We start from the raw sequence: 16,714 nt of genomic DNA on the forward strand, positions 1-16,714 counted from the left end.
GTTCAGAATTTGGTCAAAGACAGGCCGGCCCAGGTTGCGAGCAGCCCGCCCATTACGCTGAGCCCAGCATAGCCGAAGGCCAGCGGCGCCTGCCCGCTTTCGAGCAGGCGCACGGTATCCAGTGAAAAGGATGAAAAGGTTGTCAGGCCGCCGAGGAAGCCGACGATCAAGCCGGCACGCAGCTCGACCGGCACCAGCGGGCGGTGCAGAAACAGCCCGTACAGCACGCCGATCAACAGGCAGCCAATCAGATTGACCGCCAGCGTACCGAGATAGAAGTGACGTGGCCAGTGGGCGTTGACCCAATTGGAGGTGGCAAACCGCAGCAAGGTGCCAGCAATGCCTCCAGCGCTGACGGCGGCGATCACGGCAATCATGGCTTTCTCCGCTGCCGCGGGCTCTTGCGGTCGAGCTCGGCCAGGTGCTTGAGCTTTTCACCGATCTTCAGTTCCAGGCCCCGCGGGACCGGCTGGTAGTAATGGCGCGGCTCAAGGTTATCCGGGAAGTAGTCTTCACCGGCGGCATAGGCATCGGGCTCGTCGTGGGCGTAGCGATACTCGTCGCCGTAACCCAGTTGCTTCATCAGCTTGGTCGGGGCGTTGCGCAGGTGCAGCGGGACTTCCAGCGAGCCGTGCTCGCCAGCCTCGCGCAGGGCCGTCTTGAAGCCCATGTACACCGCGTTGCTCTTCGGCGCGCAGGCCAGGTAGGTAATGGCCTGGGCCACCGCCAGCTCGCCTTCGGGGCTGCCCAGGCGCTCCTGCACGTCCCATGCGGCCAGGCACAGGCTCAGGGCACGGGGGTCGGCGTTGCCGATGTCTTCGCTGGCCATGCGCACTACGCGGCGGGCGATGTACAGCGGGTCGCAGCCACCATCGAGCATGCGCGCGAACCAGTACAACGCGCCGTCGGGGTTGGAGCCGCGCACCGACTTGTGTAGTGCGGAGATCTGGTCATAGAAGGCCTCGCCGCCCTTGTCGAAACGTCGACGGCTGTCGCCCAGAAGGCTCTGCAGCAATTCCACGCCGATTTCGCTGCCGTCTTCGGCCAGGTCCGAGGCGTTTTCCAACAGGTTGAGCATGCGCCGGCCATCGCCATCGGCAGCGGCCATGAGCATCTTGAAGGCTTCGTCGCCCAGGCGCAGCTGGCGCTTGCCCAGGCCACGCTCCTCGCTCAGCGCCCGCCCCACCAATTTGTGCAGTGCGGCCTCGTCGAGGCTCTTGAGCACGTACACGCGCGCACGCGAGAGCAAGGCGTTGTTCAGCTCGAAGGAGGGGTTTTCGGTGGTGGCACCAATGAAGATCAGCGTGCCGTCTTCGACGTAGGGCAGGAAGGCATCTTGCTGGGACTTGTTGAAGCGGTGCACTTCATCGACGAACAGGATGGTGCGACGCCCGTACTGACCGGCTTGCTGCTTGGCAATCTCCACTGCGTGGCGGATTTCCTTGACCCCGGCCAGCACGGCCGACACCGTTTCGAAGTGTGCATCGCAAAATTGCGCAAGCAGCCGCGCCAGGGTGGTCTTGCCCACGCCCGGCGGGCCCCAGAAGATCATCGAGTGCAGCGCACCCTGCTCCAGCGCCTCGCGCAGCGGCTTGCCGCGGGCCAGCAGGTGCTCCTGGCCGACGTACTCGTCCAGGTTGGCCGGGCGCAGGCGCGCGGCCAGGGGCTGGGCTACGGGATCGCTACGAAACAGGTCCATGGGCGCTGCTACTACCTCTTATTCCGAAATGACATCGGCGCCTTTCGGGATCTCGAACTTGAATGTGCTCGCAGGAATCGCCCCGTTGGCTTTGACCCCGGTAAACAGGATATTAGTGCGTTGGCCGACGCTGTCGATCAACTGCATATCGTTGACCAGCCCTTTGCGAAACGACAGGCGCAGGGAGTCGAACAGGGTGTCCTTGGTTTTCGGCTTGAGCGTGAAATCCATCACGTCGCCCTGCTCCTTGGAGGTGATATCGAAGCTCTGGCTGATCTTCGATACATCACCGGACAACAGCAGTGCCGGCGTCTCGGTCAGGCGCTGGTCGAGCTTCTTGATGGTCGCCTGCTCCAGGTCCGGGTCCCACAGGGTGACCGTCTTGCCGTCCGAGACCACTACCTGCTCCTGCGGAGCATCGGTGTGCCAGTAGAACAGCCCAGGGCGCTGCACCGACATCTGCCCTGCGGTTTCCTGCAGGCTGGTACCACTGGCGTCCAGGGTCAGCTGGGAGAAGCGCGCCTCGATCGTCCTGGACTTTTCCAGCAACTGGGTCAAGCGCGCCACGTCCTGCTCACCGGCAAACACAGAGGCGCTGGACAGGGCGATAGCGGAAACCAACATCATGCGAATCAGGCGCATGGAAATCCTCGTTGCAGTATGAATGGGCCTGCGGCCGCTTCAGGCCGCAGGCTGGGTGGTTCATCAGTCGCGGGATGGCCCCGGGGCAATCACTTCGCGCGAGCCGTTGGTGTTCATGGCCGTTACCACACCGGCCATTTCCATGGCTTCGATCATACGTGCGGCGCGGTTGTAGCCAATCTTCAGCTTACGCTGCACGGCGGAGATGGACGCACGACGGCTTTCGAGCACGAACTGCACGGCTTCGTCGTACAAGGCATCGGTTTCGGCATCGTCACCGTCGCCGCCACCACCGCCGCCTTCAAAGCCGCTACCGGCCTCTTCGACGCCATTGAGGATGTCGTCGTTGTAGTCCGGCGCACCCCGTTGCTTCCAGGCCTCGACCACACGGTGGACTTCATCGTCGGAAACGAAAGCACCATGCACACGAATCGGCAGGCTGGTGCCAGGTGGCATGTAGAGCATGTCACCGTGACCGAGCAACTGCTCCGCACCGCCCTGGTCGATGATGGTCCGCGAGTCGATCTTGCTCGAAACCTGGAACGCCATGCGGGTCGGGATGTTGGCCTTGATCAGGCCGGTGATCACGTCCACCGACGGACGCTGGGTGGCGAGGATCAGGTGGATACCGGCAGCACGGGCCTTCTGGGCGATACGGGCGATGAGCTCTTCGACCTTCTTGCCGACGATCATCATCATGTCGGCGAACTCGTCCACCACCACCACGATGGTCGGCAGGGTTTTGAGCAGCGGCGGCGTGTCGTCCATGCTTTCGCGCTTGAACATCGGGTCGTAGATCGGCTCGCCGGCTTCTTCGGCGTCCTTGACCTTGCGGTTGAAGCCGGCCAGGTTACGCACACCCATGGCCGCCATCAGCTTGTAGCGCCGCTCCATCTCGGCCACGCTCCAGCGCAGGGCATTGGCGGCGTCCTTCATGTCGGTGACCACCGGGCATAGCAGGTGCGGAATGCCTTCGTAGATCGACAGCTCGAGCATTTTCGGGTCGATCATGATCAGCTTGGCGTCTTCAGGGCCCGACTTGAACAGGATCGAAAGGATCATGGCGTTAACGCCCACCGACTTACCGGAACCGGTGGTACCCGCCACCAGCAGGTGCGGCATCTTGGCCAGGTCGGTAATCACCGGCTTGCCGCCGATGTCATGGCCCAGGGCCATGGTGACCGGCGACTTGGCTTCGTCGTACTGCGGCGACGACAGCACTTCGGAGAAGCGCACGATCTGACGGTCTTCGTTGGGAATCTCGATACCCACGGTGGTCTTGCCAGGAATGACCTCGACCACCCGTACGCTGGTCACGGCCAGGGACCGCGCCAGGTCTTTTGCCAGGTTGGCAATACGGCTGACCTTGACGCCTGCGGCCGGCTGGATTTCGTAACGAGTAATCACCGGGCCCGGGTGAATCGAGTCGACCGAGACCTCGACACCGAACTCCTTGAGCTTGATTTCCAGCAGGTGGCCAACGCCTGCCAGGGATTCCGGCGAATAATTGACCTGTTTTTTCTCGGCAGGATCGAGGATGGAGATCGGCGGCAAGGTGCCTTCGACGGCGCTGTCGACGAACAGCGGGGCCTGCTTTTCCTTTTGCACGCGCTTGCTGGGCTCCGGCGCCTTGGCCGGGGCCGGCATGATTACCGGGGCCGGCTGTTGTTCACGCTGGGCAACGTGTTTGCTCAGGGCCTGGTCGCGCTCGATGATGCGTTCCTTGGCCTTGGCCTGCTCGCGGCGATCAGCCACCACTGGCGCCACCACCTCGTGAACCTGGTCGTCGACCTCGCGCAGCTGCGCCACCAGGCGCTTGCGTTCGTTGCGTGCGGCCCACCAGCGATTGGCGGCGCCCTGGAACAGCTCGAACAGATCGAGGGTGATCTTGCCGGTGATATCCATGACCTTGAACCACGACAGGTCGGTGAACACCGTCAGGCCAAACAGGAACAAGGCGATGAACATCAGGGTGCTGCCCTGCACGTTCAGGGCATTCTTGGCCAGGTCGCCCAGGCTTTCACCCAGCGCGCCACCGGCCGAGGCCGGCAGGCTTGCAGCGGAATGGAAATGGATATGCGCCAGCGCCGCGCCCGACAGCACCAGGAACACCAGCCCGATCAGGCGCCAGGAGAACAGCCAGCCGCTCCACTGCCAGGGCTGGTGACGCTCACGGAAGATCTGCCAGGTCTTGATCGCCAGCAGCAACGGAAAGATATAGGCGAAATAGCCCAGCACCATGAACAGGATGTCGGCGAAATAGGCGCCGGCACGCCCGGCGGCGTTCTGCACCTGCTCGACATTGCTGGTGTGGCTGAAACCTGGGTCGGCCTGGTCGTAGGTCAGCAGCGCCATCCACAGGTACAGGCACAGCGCCCCCATGGCGATCAGCGCACCTTCCTTGAGGCGATAATGCAGCTGCTGGCGCCAAAGCGGCACAGGCAAGGGATTCGATGTCGCGGTGGATTTCTTCAAAACGCTTCTATTCCTGCGCTCAATGCGCGTCCAACAGTGATTGACCCAATTGAACAGTCAACAAACCACTACTTTTAACATTACTGCCCGCCTACCGCCATGACGGCACGCCAGAAGGAAGCGTAAACGGGGGCCAATTTCCTATATCGCAATTTGAGCACGCATTTTCTTTTGTGACAAAGGCTTATGCGGTGTTTTTACGCAGGTGTGACAACAAAGGGCGGTGCAAGTTGCTTTGTGCGTCGCGCAGGCTGCACTGGTCTTCACGGGGCAAGCCCGCGGCTACACCCCGGCGCGGTGGGGCGGGCTTGTCCCGCGATAGGTTTTCAGGCGATCCTGAGCGCCCTCCCCTCCTCCATCACAGAACGACGATGCTGACCTGGTTGAGCCGCGATACCCTGACCTTCCCCCCGCTGGACAAAGCCCTGCGCGACCCCAACGGCCTGCTCGCCGCAGGCGGCGACCTGAGCGCGGAGCGCCTGGTGCAAGCCTATCGCCATGGCTGCTTTCCCTGGTACCAGGATGGCCAGCCGATCCTCTGGTGGTCGCCCGACCCGCGCACCGTGCTGATTCCGGATGAGCTGCATGTATCGCGCTCCTTGCGTAAACTCATGCGCCAGGGGCGCTACCAGGTCAGTTTCGACCAGGATTTTGCCGCCGTCATTGCCGCCTGCGCCGCGCCCCGCGACTATGCCGACGGCACCTGGATCACCGACAGCATGCAGGCGGCCTACCTCGAGCTGCACCAGCAGGGCTTCGCCCATTGCGTTGAAGTGCGCCAGGACGGCGAGCTGGTGGGCGGCTTGTACGGCCTGGCCATGGGACGGCTGTTTTTCGGCGAGTCGATGTTCAGCCGCGCCGACAACGCCTCGAAAGTCGGCTTCGTCACCCTGGTAGAACACCTGCAGCAGGCCGGATTCGTGCTGATCGACTGTCAGATGCCCACCGACCACCTGCACAGCCTGGGCGCGCGGGCCATCGCCCGCGCCACCTTTGCCGACTATTTGCAGCGCTACCTGGATCAACCCAACAGTGCCAGCTGGGTTTGCTAGGCGAGTTTTTCCAGCTGGCTTACACTTAATTCAAACGCACCTCCCGAGGGGTTGATCATGACAGAGCTGGCGCGGTTGAAGTTTTATGCCACTCAACCCCATTCCTGCAGCTACCTGCCAGACGAACAAGCCACCACGCTGTTTCTCGACCCGAGCCAGCCGATGGACGTAAATGTCTATGCAGACCTGTCGGAAATGGGTTTCCGGCGCAGCGGCGACCACCTGTATCGCCCGCACTGCCAGAACTGCAATGCCTGCGTACCGGCGCGGATCCCGTCTGCGCGCTTTTTGCCAAACCGCCAGCAAAAACGCATTCTCAAGCGCAACGCCGACCTCACCGTCACACCCGCCCGCCCAGCCTTCAAAGAAGAGTACTTCGAGCTGTACCGGCGCTACATCGAGCAACGCCACGCCGACGGCGACATGTACCCACCCAGCCGCGACCAGTTTTCCACCTTCCTGGTCCGGGACCTGCCGTTCTCACGCTTCTACGAGTTCCGCCTGCAGGGCCGCCTGGTAGCCGTGGCGGTCACCGACCTGCTGCCCAACGGCCTCTCGGCGGTCTACACCTTCTACGAGCCCGACGAGGAGCGCAGGAGCCTGGGCCGCTACGCCATCCTCTGGCAGATCACCGAAGCCCTGCGCCTGGGGCTGGACGCCGTCTACCTCGGCTACTGGATCAAGAACTGCAAAAAAATGAACTACAAGACCCAGTACCGCCCCATCGAGCTGTTGATCAATCAGCGCTGGGTGACCCTGAACTGAAATCATTGGCTTGAAGGCCATTTTTCGGGCACAATGCACGCCACTTTTTTTGCCTGGCGCAGTCGTGCACCGGGCCATTAACTGGACACCGAGGGCTTTACTGCATGTCGAAAGAAGACAGCTTCGAAATGGAAGGCACTGTCGTCGACACCCTGCCCAACACCATGTTCCGTGTGGAGTTGGAAAATGGGCACGTCGTTACCGCGCATATCTCAGGAAAAATGCGCAAGAACTACATTCGTATTCTGACCGGTGACAAGGTCCGCGTCGAACTGACGCCTTATGACCTGAGCAAAGGGCGCATCACCTACCGCGCTCGATAAGCAACACCAACAAAAATGCCCGGCGATTTGCCGGGCATTTTTGTTTGCATTGAAAACATCGCGGGGCAAACCCGCTCCCACATAACCTGCAGGAGCGGGCTTGCCCCGCGAGCGTTACGCCATCTCGGCCGTGGTCTCGAAGTCGAACACCAACTCGCCATCGCGAATGTCGACATGCACCACACCGCCATGCTCGGCCAGCTCGCCGAACAGGATCTCTTCGGCCAGCGGCCGCTTGATCTTGTCCTGGATCAGCCGCGCCATCGGCCGCGCACCCATCTGCGCATCGTAACCGCCAGCAGCCAGCCAGCTGCGCGCCGCATCGCTTACCTCCAGCAGGACGCGCTTGTCTTCCAGTTGCGCCTGCAACTCGATGAGGAACTTGTCCACCACGCTCTTGATCGTCTCGTGACTGAGGCGACCAAACTGGATGATGGTGTCCAGACGGTTGCGAAACTCAGGAGTGAAGCTCTTCTTGATCACTTCCATGGCATCGGAGGAGTGATCCTGCTGGGTGAAGCCAATGGAGGCTCGCGCAGCGGTTTCAGCACCGGCGTTGGTGGTCATGATCACGATCACGTTGCGAAAGTCCGCCTTGCGCCCGTTGTTGTCGGTCAGGGTGCCGTGGTCCATCACCTGCAACAGCAGGTTGAAGACTTCAGGGTGCGCCTTCTCGATTTCATCGAGCAGCAACACGCAGTGCGGCTGCTTGGTGATGGCTTCGGTCAGCAGGCCACCCTGGTCGAACCCGACATAGCCCGGAGGGGCACCAATCAGGCGCGACACGGTATGGCGCTCCATGTACTCGGACATATCGAAGCGCACCAACTCCACCCCAAGGGCCTTGGCCAACTGACGCGCCGCCTCGGTCTTGCCCACGCCGGTAGGGCCGGCGAACAGGAAGGAACCGACGGGTTTGTCTGGCGACTTGAGGCCTGCCCGCGACAACTTGATCGCAGTTGCCAGCGAATCGATCGCCGCATCCTGGCCAAACACGGTCAGCTTCAGGTCGCGTTCCAGGTTGCGCAGCAGTTCCTTGTCGGAGCTGGTGACATGCTTTGGCGGAATCCGTGCGATTTTCGCGACGATGTCTTCAACTTGCGGCACATCGATACGCTTGACGCGCATCTCGACCGGTTGCAGGCGCTGGTAGGCACCCGCCTCGTCGATCACATCGATGGCCTTGTCCGGCATGTGCCGGTCATTGATGTAGCGCGCCGCAAGCTCGGCTGCAGCCCGCAAGGCCTCATCGCTGTACTCGATGTTGTGGTGGGTCTCGAAGCGCCCCTTGAGGCCACGCAGGATGCCGACGGTGTCTTCCACCGATGGCTCGCTGACATCGACCTTCTGGAAACGCCGGGCCAGGGCACGGTCCTTCTCGAAGATGCCGCGAAATTCCTGGAAGGTGGTGGAGCCGATGCAACGAATATCACCCGACGACAACAGCGGCTTGAGCAGGTTGGAGGCATCCATCACCCCGCCCGATGCCGCACCGGCACCGATGATGGTGTGGATTTCATCGATGAACAGGATCGCCTGAGGCCGCTTGCGCAGTTCGCCAAGCAGCGCCTTGAAGCGTTTCTCGAAGTCGCCGCGGTATTTGGTACCGGCGAGCAGCGCACCCAGGTCAAGGGAATAGACCACGCTCTGCGCCAGCAGATCCGGCACCTGGCCGTCGACGATACGCTTGGCCAGGCCTTCGGCGATGGCGGTCTTGCCGACACCAGCCTCACCCACCAGCAGTGGGTTGTTCTTGCGCCGACGCGCAAGAATTTGCGCTACGCGCTCGACTTCCAGCTCGCGCCCGACCAGAGGGTCGATGCGGCCTTGGCGGGCTTGTTCATTGAGGTTGCTGGCATAGGCATCCAGGGGATTGCCCGACGACGAGGTTTCGCCACCGTCTTCATCCTGCATGTCCTGTTCGCCATCGGAGTGCTCACCATGCCCCGGCACCTTGGAGATGCCATGGGCGATGTAGTTGACCACATCGATACGGGCGACGCTCTGCTGCTTGAGCAGGAACACCGCCTGACTTTCCTGTTCGCTGAAAATCGCCACCAGTACATTGGCGCCGGTGACTTCTCGCTTGCCCGAGCTCTGGACGTGGAAGACTGCGCGCTGCAATACACGCTGGAAGCCCAGGGTTGGCTGGGTCTCGCGGTCCTCGTCATGCACGGGGATCAACGGCGTGGTGGAGTCGATGAACTCCTGCAGGTCGTGTTTGAGTTTGTCGAGGTTCGCGCCGCAGGCACGCAAAACAGTGGCTGCGGCCTCATTATCCAGCAATGCCAGCAGCAGGTGTTCGACGGTCATGAACTCATGACGCTTCGAACGTGCCTCCTTGAAGGCCAGATTGAGGGTGACTTCGAGCTCGCGGTTTAACATAGCTTCACCTCATACCCAAGTGGTCGGCGATTAACCGTCCTTCTCGATTTCACAGAGTAGCGGATGCTGGCTTTCCCTGGCGTATTGGTTGACCTGCATGGCCTTTGTCTCGGCGATGTCGCGGGTAAACAATCCGCACACTGCCCGTCCTTCTGTGTGGACGGCCAGCATGACCTTGGTCGCCAGCTCGCGATTCAGGTTAAAAAACACCTCGAGCACTTCGACGACGAAATCCATCGGTGTGTAGTCATCGTTGAACAAAACCACCTTGTACATGGGTGGCGCCTGCAGCGCTGGCTTGGCTTCCTGAACCGCCAGGCCGGAACCATCGTCCTCATGCGATTGCGGGCGATCCTGATTGAATGTTAGTCGAATCTGGCTATGTACATGCATGGAAAGAAATTCATCATTTCGACAGGTTAAGGTTGTGGGTTGACCGCAAAGCCGACGCTTGAACGACTGTCGCCCGACCTTGACTATCGGCAAAACGGTGTTACAACCAATAAGAACCCACCGTGGTCGATAAAGATCCGCGCAGTCAACCAGAATTTTCGCAGGTTCATATGCGGATGGAGTGGATGATACTCCAGTGATGGAGTCCTTTGCAGAGGGATATGAGGATGGCAAGCGGTAAAGTCAAGTGGTTCAACAATGCCAAGGGCTACGGATTCATCAACGAAGAAGGGAAAAGCGAAGATCTTTTCGCCCACTACTCCGCCATCAAGATGGACGGTTACAAAACGCTGAAAGCCGGCCAGGCTGTCACGTTCGAAATCATCCAGGGCCCCAAGGGACTGCATGCCATCGAAATCCAGGATGCCAACCGAAAACTCGACACCGCGCCAGCCGCCACCTCTACAGCAGACAGCACCATCGGCGCCTGACCGCTGGACGCAATAAAAAGCCGACCCGTTCCTGCGAACGGGTCGGCTTTTGTTTGCCTGCTTTTTATTACATGTGCTTGATCAGTGCCTCGCCGAAACCGGAACTGCTGACCAGGGTTGCACCCTCCATCAGGCGTTCGAAGTCATAGGTCACGGTCTTGGCCTTGATAGCCCCGTTGGTACCCTTGATGATCAGGTCGGCCGCCTCGGTCCAGCCCAGGTGACGCAGCATCATCTCGGCCGAGAGGATCACCGAGCCCGGGTTGACCTGGTCTTTGCCGGCGTACTTGGGCGCGGTGCCGTGGGTGGCCTCGAACATGGCCACGGTATCGGACAGGTTGGCACCCGGGGCGATACCGATGCCCCCCACTTCTGCCGCCAGGGCATCGGAGAGGTAGTCGCCGTTGAGGTTGAGGGTCGCGATCACATCGTACTCGGCCGGGCGCAGCAGGATCTGCTGGAGCATGGCGTCGGCAATGGCGTCCTTGACGATGACTTCACGACCGGTCTTGGGGTTCTTGAACTTCATCCACGGGCCACCGTCGAGCAGCTCGGCACCGAATTCGTTCTTGGCCACCTCGTAGCCCCAATCCTTGAAGGCACCTTCGGTGAACTTCATGATGTTGCCCTTGTGCACGATGGTCAGCGACTTGCGGTCGTTGTCCACTACATACTGCAGGGCCTTGCGCACCAGGCGCTGGGTGCCTTCCTTGGACACCGGCTTGATGCCGATACCGCAGTCCTGGTCGAAACGGATCTTGGTGACGCCCATTTCTTCCTTGAGGAACTTGATGACCTTGTTGGCTTCGGGCGAGCCGGCCTTCCACTCGATGCCGGCATAGATGTCCTCGGAGTTCTCGCGGAAGATCACCATGTCGACATCGCCAGGCTTTTTCACCGGGCTCGGCACGCCATCGAACCACACCACCGGACGCAGGCATACATACAGGTCCAGCTGCTGGCGCAGGGCAACGTTCAGGGAGCGGATACCGCCACCGACCGGGGTGGTCAGCGGCCCCTTGATGGAGACGACGTAATCTTTCACGGCATCCAGGGTTTCCTGGGGCAACCAGGTGTCCTGGTCGTATACCTGGGTGGCTTTTTCGCCGGCATAGACTTCCATCCAGGAAATCTTGCGCTTGCCCCCATAGGCTTTCTCTACAGCAGCATCAACCACTTTGATCATGACGGGACTGACGTCGACGCCAATGCCGTCGCCTTCGATGAACGGGATGATCGGATTATCAGGAACATTTAGAGAATGGTCTGCGTTGACGGTGATTTTGTCGCCGACTGCCGGAACCTTGATTTTCTGGTATCCCATGCTGCACTCCGTTTTTTTTGGTGTGGTACGTCATCTGGATCCCCAGAGCGTAACCCAGTTGCACGGCAACGGGAACCATGTGCGCGAATGCCCCGCAATGGGGCGGTTTGGCCTACATCTTTGGTCTAAAAAAGCCCCCGATACATGTTGATCTTGATGATTAAGACCTAGGGTTTGGTATACTCCGCCGGTGACCAAAGGGTCACTTGGGGCGAACCGTCTGGAATAGACCTGCAGGCCCCGACAAGACTGGGCTGTTACCGCAGTTCAGCCGTTTGACACTCGACTGATGCAATCCACCATCACCGCACAGAACCCTCGACCTTCTGCTCATAGATGTGTCTGAGTGAAGCGCCTACCCTGCGCACCTCGAGATTCTGCGCACGCTCAGCAAAACAGAGAGTTAACCCGAATATGCCCACCCGATCCAAGATCATCTACACCTTCACCGACGAAGCCCCCGCCCTCGCCACCTATTCACTGCTCCCCATCGTCGAAGCCTTCACCGCTTGCGCCGACATCGCCGTAGAAACCCGGGACATCTCTCTGGCCGGCCGCATCCTTTCTGCCTTCCCTGAACAGCTCGGCGCCGACAAGCAAGTGGCCGACCACCTGGCAGAACTGGGCCAACTGGCAACCACGCCAGAAGCCAACATCATCAAGCTGCCGAACATCAGCGCCTCGGTACCGCAGCTCAAGGCCGCGATCAAGGAACTGCAAGCCAAGGGCTTCAACGTTCCCGACTACCCGGAAGCCGCCAGCACCGATGCCGAGAAAGAAGCCAAGGCTCGCTACGACCGCATCAAGGGCAGCGCCGTGAACCCGGTCCTGCGCGAAGGCAACTCCGACCGCCGCGCCCCGCTGTCGGTCAAGAACTACGCTCGCAAGCACCCGCACAAGATGGGCGCCTGGGCTGCCGACTCCAAGTCCCACGTGGCACACATGAGCCAGGGCGACTTCTACGGCAGCGAAAAAGCCGCACTGATCGAAGCCGATGACAGCCTGCGCATCGAATTGCTGGACAAGAACGGCAACACCACCGTTCTGAAAGAAAAGACCGCCGTCAAGGCCGGTGAGATCATCGACTGCGCCGTCATGAGCACCAAGGCGCTGCGCACCTTCATCGCCGCCGAAATCGAAGATGCCAAGGCCAAGGGCGTACTGCTGTCGGTACACCTGAAAGCCACCATGATGAAGGTCTCCGACCCGATCATGTTCGGCCAGATCGTTGCCGAGTACTATCAGGACGCGCTGAACAAGCACGCCGACGTACTGGCCCAGATCGGTTTCAACCTGAACAACGGTATCGGCGACCTGTACGCCCGTATCAAGGCCCTGCCAGCTGAACAGCAAGCGCAGATCGAAGCCGACATCAAGGCCGTCTACGACGTGCGCCCGGCACTGGCCATGGTCAACTCCGACAAGGGCATCACCAACCTGCACGTACCGAGCGACGTCATTGTCGACGCCTCGATGCCGGCGATGATCCGTGACTCGGGCAAGATGTGGAACACCGAAGGCCAGCTGCAAGACACCAAGGCCGTGATCCCGGATCGTTGCTATGCAACCATCTACCAGGCCGTCATCGAGGACTGCAAGCAACACGGTGCATTCGATCCGACCACCATGGGTAGCGTACCGAACGTTGGCCTGATGGCGCAGAAAGCCGAAGAATACGGCTCCCACGACAAGACCTTCCAGGCCAAGGCCGATGGCGTGATCCGCGTGGTTGACGGCAAGGGCAACCTGCTGCTGGCCCAGGACGTCGAAGCTGGCGACATCTTCCGCATGTGCCAGACCAAGGACGCGCCGATCCAGGACTGGGTCAAGCTGGCCGTCAACCGTGCCCGCGCCAGCAACACCCCGGCGGTGTTCTGGCTCGACCCGCAGCGTGCCCACGACGGCGTGCTGATCGAGAAGGTCCAGCAATACCTCAAGGACCACGACACCACCGGCCTGGACATCCGCGTCCTGTCGCCAGTGGAGGCCATGAAGGTTTCCCTGCAGCGCATCCGCGCGGGCCAGGACACCATCTCCGTGACCGGCAACGTACTGCGCGACTACCTGACCGACCTGTTCCCGATCATGGAGCTGGGCACCAGCGCCAAGATGCTGTCGATCGTTCCGCTGATGAACAACGGCGGCCTGTTCGAAACCGGCGCTGGCGGCTCTGCACCCAAGCACGTACAGCAACTGGTCGAAGAAAACTTCCTGCGCTGGGATTCGCTGGGCGAGTTCCTGGCCCTGGCCGCCTCCCTCGAGCACCTGGGCAACGCCTACGCCAACCCGAAAGCCAAGGTACTGGCGGCGACCCTGGACCAGGCCACCGGCCAGTTCCTGGACACCAACAAGTCCCCTGCGCGCAAGGTGGGTGGTATCGACAACCGCGGCAGCCACTTCTACCTGACCCTGTACTGGGCCCAGGCGCTGGCTGCACAGAGCGACGACACCGCCCTGCAAGCGCGCTTCGCCCCACTGGCAAAAGCCCTGGCCGAAAACGAAGCGACCATCGTCGCCGAGCTCAACGCCGTTCAGGGCAAGCCGGCTGAAATCGGTGGCTACTACTACCCGGATGCCGAGCTGACCAGCAAAGTGATGCGCCCAAGCCAGACCCTCAACAGCGCGATTGCCGCCCTGTAAGAGCAACAGCTTGAAGCAGTAAAAAGAAACCCCGGCCACGCACCGGGGTTTTCTTTAGCTGCAAGCTGCAAGCCACAAGAACGAGCTCCATGCTCGCCCTCTACTTGTGGCTTGCAGCTTGCAGCTTACAACCAAGAGAGAGAATCGACCGTGCGCCCCCATATCACCGTCGCCACCATCGTCGAAGACCAGGGCCGCTTCCTCATGGTCGAGGAATTCAAGGCCGGCAAACATGTTTTCAACCAGCCCGCCGGCCACCTGGAGGCCAACGAGAGCCTGCTGGAGGCCGCCCTGCGCGAAACCCTCGAGGAAACCGCCTGGGACGTCGAACTGACCGGCATCGTCGGCATCTACCTGTACACCGCCCCCAGCAATGGCGTGACCTACCAGCGCGTGTGCTTCGCCGCCCGCCCCATCAAGCATCATCTCCAGCGCGCCCTGGACAGCGACATCGTCCGTGCCGTCTGGCTGACCCGCGAGGAACTCCTGGCAGATCCCGAACGCTGGCGCAGCGAGCTGGTCCCGCGCTGCATCGATGACTACCTGACAGGGCCGCTGTACAGCCTGGCGCTGATTCGCGACTGACGGTGACGATGCCTTGTAGGCCGCAGTTTGATAGAATCGTCGTCTTTTTCCAGATACACAGCCGGTACCTATGACCAGTCCAGCACTTTACGAACCCGAAAAGACACGCGTTATCGTCGGCATGTCCGGCGGCGTGGACTCTTCCGTCTCCGCCCTCCTGCTGATGGAGCAGGGCTACCAGGTGGAAGGCCTGTTCATGAAGAACTGGGAAGAGGACGACGGCACCGAATATTGCACCGCCCGCGAAGACCTGGCCGACGCCCAGGCCGTGTGCGACCGCATCGGCATCAAGCTGCACACCGCCAACTTTGCCGCCGAGTACTGGGACAATGTGTTCGAGCACTTCCTGGCCGAATACAAGGCCGGCCGCACGCCGAACCCGGACATCCTGTGCAACCGTGAAATCAAGTTCAAGGCCTTCCTCGACTACGCCCTGATGCTGGGCGCCGACCTGATCGCCACTGGCCACTACGTGCGCCGCCGCGATACTGACGGGCGCACCGAACTGCTCAAGGGCCTGGACCCTAACAAAGACCAGAGCTACTTCCTCCACGCCGTAGGCGGCGAGCAGATCGCCCGCACCCTGTTTCCGGTAGGCGAACTGGAAAAGCCCGAAGTTCGAGCCATCGCCGAAAAACACGGCCTGGCCACGGCCAAGAAGAAAGACTCCACCGGCATCTGCTTTATCGGTGAGCGCCGCTTCAGCGACTTCCTCAAGCAGTACCTGCCGGCGCAGCCTGGCGAGATCCAGACCACCGACGGTGAAGTGATCGGCCGCCACCACGGCCTGATGTACCACACCATCGGCCAGCGCCAGGGCCTTGGCATCGGCGGCCTGAAGGACGCCGGCGACGAGCCATGGTACGTGCTGGAGAAAGACCTCGGCCGCAACGTGCTGGTGGTCGGCCAGGGCAACGAACACCCATGGCTGTTCTCCCGCTCCCTGCTCGCCTCGGAGATTTTCTGGGTCAACCCGATCGACCTGTCGAGCCCGCGCCGCCTGACCGCCAAGGTCCGCTACCGCCAGAGCGACCAGGACTGCACCCTGACGCTTACCGAGAACGGCTACCGCGCCGTCTTCGACGAGCCTCAGCGCGCTGTTACCCCTGGCCAGTCGGTGGTCTTCTATGACGGTGAAATCTGCCTGGGTGGCGGCGTGATCGAAACGGCCGAGCCGTGGAGCGCCCACTGATGAGCTCGATTCAAGAGCAACTGATCGCCCTGGGCGGGGTGTTCCAGGCCGCCGTGCTGGTCGATCGCATCGCCCGCACCGGGCAGGCCAGCGAGGCCAACCTCGGCTGCATGCTCGGCAGCCTGCTGGTGCGCGACCCAAAGAATACCCTCGAAGTGTTCGGTGGCGACGACCTCAACCTGCGCGACGGCTACCGCGCCCTGGCCAGTGCCCTTGAGCGCGACCCCGGCAGCCTGCAGCGCGAGCCGCTGCGCTACGCGCTGTCGATGCTGGGCCTTGAGCGCCAACTGGCCAAGCGTGGCGACATGCTCGACGTGATCGGCAACCGCCTGCCACAGATCCAGTCCCAGGCCGAGCATTTCGGCCTGGTGCACGAGAACGTCATCGCCTCCAGCGGCGCCCTGTACCAGGACACCCTGAGCACCCTGCGCCAGCGCATCCAGGTGCATGGCGACATGCGCCACCTGCAACAACCGAGCAATGCCTCGAAGATCCGCGCCCTGCTGCTGGCCGGCATTCGCGCTGCACGCCTGTGGCGCCAGCTGGGCGGGCACCGCTGGCAGTTGGTGATCAGCCGGCGCAAACTGCTCAAAGAGCTGTATCCGATGTTGCGCGGTTAATCGCATCGCGGGGCAGGGCCGCTCCTCCATGCAGGAGCGGCCCTGCCCCGCGATTGGCTGACAATACCTTTTGTCAGCCCCCCGACCCGGGCGCGTTTTTCATGTATGATATGCGCCCTTTTCAAAGC

General features: G+C 61.4%; 15 protein-coding genes. 8 read left to right on the plus strand and 7 right to left on the minus strand.

Annotated features, from left to right (window positions below; genetic code table 11):
- Window positions 1-2: 2 nt before the first annotated feature.
- The 4 genes from crcB to ftsK form a co-directional block, all read right to left on the minus strand.
- Window positions 3-377: a fluoride efflux transporter CrcB gene (gene crcB / locus NPS58_RS27100; protein ID WP_274118293.1), complete on the minus strand. Its 375-nt coding sequence runs from the start codon at window positions 375-377 to the stop codon at window positions 3-5.
- Window positions 374-1,699, minus strand: a complete 1,326-nt coding sequence (locus tag NPS58_RS27105; protein ID WP_274118294.1) for a replication-associated recombination protein A — start codon at window positions 1,697-1,699, stop codon at window positions 374-376. Before NPS58_RS27105 ends, crcB begins: the two co-directional genes overlap by 4 nt.
- Window positions 1,700-1,717: 18 nt before the next feature.
- Window positions 1,718-2,341 carry an outer membrane lipoprotein chaperone LolA gene (lolA, locus tag NPS58_RS27110; RefSeq protein WP_274118295.1) on the minus strand — a complete coding sequence of 208 codons (624 nt, stop codon included), beginning with the start codon at window positions 2,339-2,341 and terminating at the stop codon, window positions 1,718-1,720.
- A 63-nt stretch (window positions 2,342-2,404) separates the two neighbouring features.
- A complete protein-coding gene (gene ftsK, locus NPS58_RS27115; RefSeq protein WP_274118566.1) occupies window positions 2,405-4,840 on the minus strand; it encodes a DNA translocase FtsK in 2,436 nt (811 codons plus the stop codon).
- A 347-nt stretch (window positions 4,841-5,187) separates the two neighbouring features.
- Here ftsK and aat point away from each other — a divergent pair, with 347 nt between their 5' ends.
- From aat to infA, 3 genes are all read left to right on the plus strand, one after another.
- Window positions 5,188-5,868: a leucyl/phenylalanyl-tRNA--protein transferase gene (gene aat / locus NPS58_RS27120; protein WP_274118296.1), complete on the plus strand. Its 681-nt coding sequence runs from the start codon at window positions 5,188-5,190 to the stop codon at window positions 5,866-5,868.
- A gap of 57 nt (window positions 5,869-5,925) precedes the next feature.
- Window positions 5,926-6,633: an arginyltransferase gene (locus NPS58_RS27125; RefSeq protein WP_028944253.1), complete on the plus strand. Its 708-nt coding sequence runs from the start codon at window positions 5,926-5,928 to the stop codon at window positions 6,631-6,633.
- Between the two features lie 104 nt (window positions 6,634-6,737).
- Window positions 6,738-6,956 carry a translation initiation factor IF-1 gene (gene infA, locus NPS58_RS27130; protein WP_002553999.1) on the plus strand — a complete coding sequence of 73 codons (219 nt, stop codon included), beginning with the start codon at window positions 6,738-6,740 and terminating at the stop codon, window positions 6,954-6,956.
- Window positions 6,957-7,070: 114 nt separating this feature from the next.
- On the opposite strand, the gene clpA is transcribed toward infA, so the two are convergent.
- Window positions 7,071-9,341 (minus strand): ATP-dependent Clp protease ATP-binding subunit ClpA, encoded by a 2,271-nt coding sequence (gene clpA / locus NPS58_RS27135; RefSeq protein ID WP_274118297.1) that lies wholly within the window; start codon window positions 9,339-9,341, stop codon window positions 7,071-7,073.
- 30 nt (window positions 9,342-9,371) lie between these two features.
- Window positions 9,372-9,734, minus strand: a complete 363-nt coding sequence (clpS, locus tag NPS58_RS27140) for an ATP-dependent Clp protease adapter ClpS (protein WP_028944251.1) — start codon at window positions 9,732-9,734, stop codon at window positions 9,372-9,374.
- Window positions 9,735-9,961: 227 nt separating this feature from the next.
- Between clpS and cspD the strand changes: the two genes are divergently transcribed.
- Entirely contained in the window at window positions 9,962-10,225 is a 264-nt protein-coding gene (cspD, locus tag NPS58_RS27145; RefSeq protein WP_274118298.1) for a cold shock domain-containing protein CspD, read from the plus strand.
- Window positions 10,226-10,292: 67 nt separating this feature from the next.
- On the opposite strand, the gene icd is transcribed toward cspD, so the two are convergent.
- On the minus strand, window positions 10,293-11,549 hold the full coding sequence (gene icd / locus NPS58_RS27150) for an NADP-dependent isocitrate dehydrogenase (RefSeq protein WP_274118299.1): 1,257 nt from the start codon (window positions 11,547-11,549) through the stop codon (window positions 10,293-10,295).
- 414 nt (window positions 11,550-11,963) lie between these two features.
- On the opposite strand from icd, the gene NPS58_RS27155 reads away from it, so the two are divergent.
- The 4 genes from NPS58_RS27155 to hflD all read left to right on the plus strand — a co-directional run bounded on the left by NPS58_RS27155 (window position 11,964) and on the right by hflD (window position 16,586).
- The gene (locus tag NPS58_RS27155; RefSeq protein WP_274118300.1) at window positions 11,964-14,189 is read left to right on the plus strand and encodes an NADP-dependent isocitrate dehydrogenase; all 2,226 of its coding nucleotides are present in this window, start codon (window positions 11,964-11,966) and stop codon (window positions 14,187-14,189) included.
- A 150-nt stretch (window positions 14,190-14,339) separates the two neighbouring features.
- Window positions 14,340-14,774 (plus strand): NUDIX hydrolase, encoded by a 435-nt coding sequence (locus NPS58_RS27160; protein WP_274118301.1) that lies wholly within the window; start codon window positions 14,340-14,342, stop codon window positions 14,772-14,774.
- Window positions 14,775-14,844: 70 nt separating this feature from the next.
- Window positions 14,845-15,966 carry a tRNA 2-thiouridine(34) synthase MnmA gene (gene mnmA, locus NPS58_RS27165; protein WP_274118302.1) on the plus strand — a complete coding sequence of 374 codons (1,122 nt, stop codon included), beginning with the start codon at window positions 14,845-14,847 and terminating at the stop codon, window positions 15,964-15,966.
- Complete coding sequence (gene hflD, locus NPS58_RS27170) at window positions 15,966-16,586, plus strand: high frequency lysogenization protein HflD (RefSeq protein ID WP_274118303.1); 621 nt, start codon at window positions 15,966-15,968, stop codon at window positions 16,584-16,586. Before mnmA ends, hflD begins: the two co-directional genes overlap by 1 nt.
- The last annotated feature ends 128 nt before the right edge of the window (window positions 16,587-16,714 follow it).

Origin of the sequence: Pseudomonas putida (genome assembly GCF_028682455.1) — a bacterium.
GTDB classification, from domain to species: domain Bacteria; phylum Pseudomonadota; class Gammaproteobacteria; order Pseudomonadales; family Pseudomonadaceae; genus Aquipseudomonas; species Aquipseudomonas putida_AA.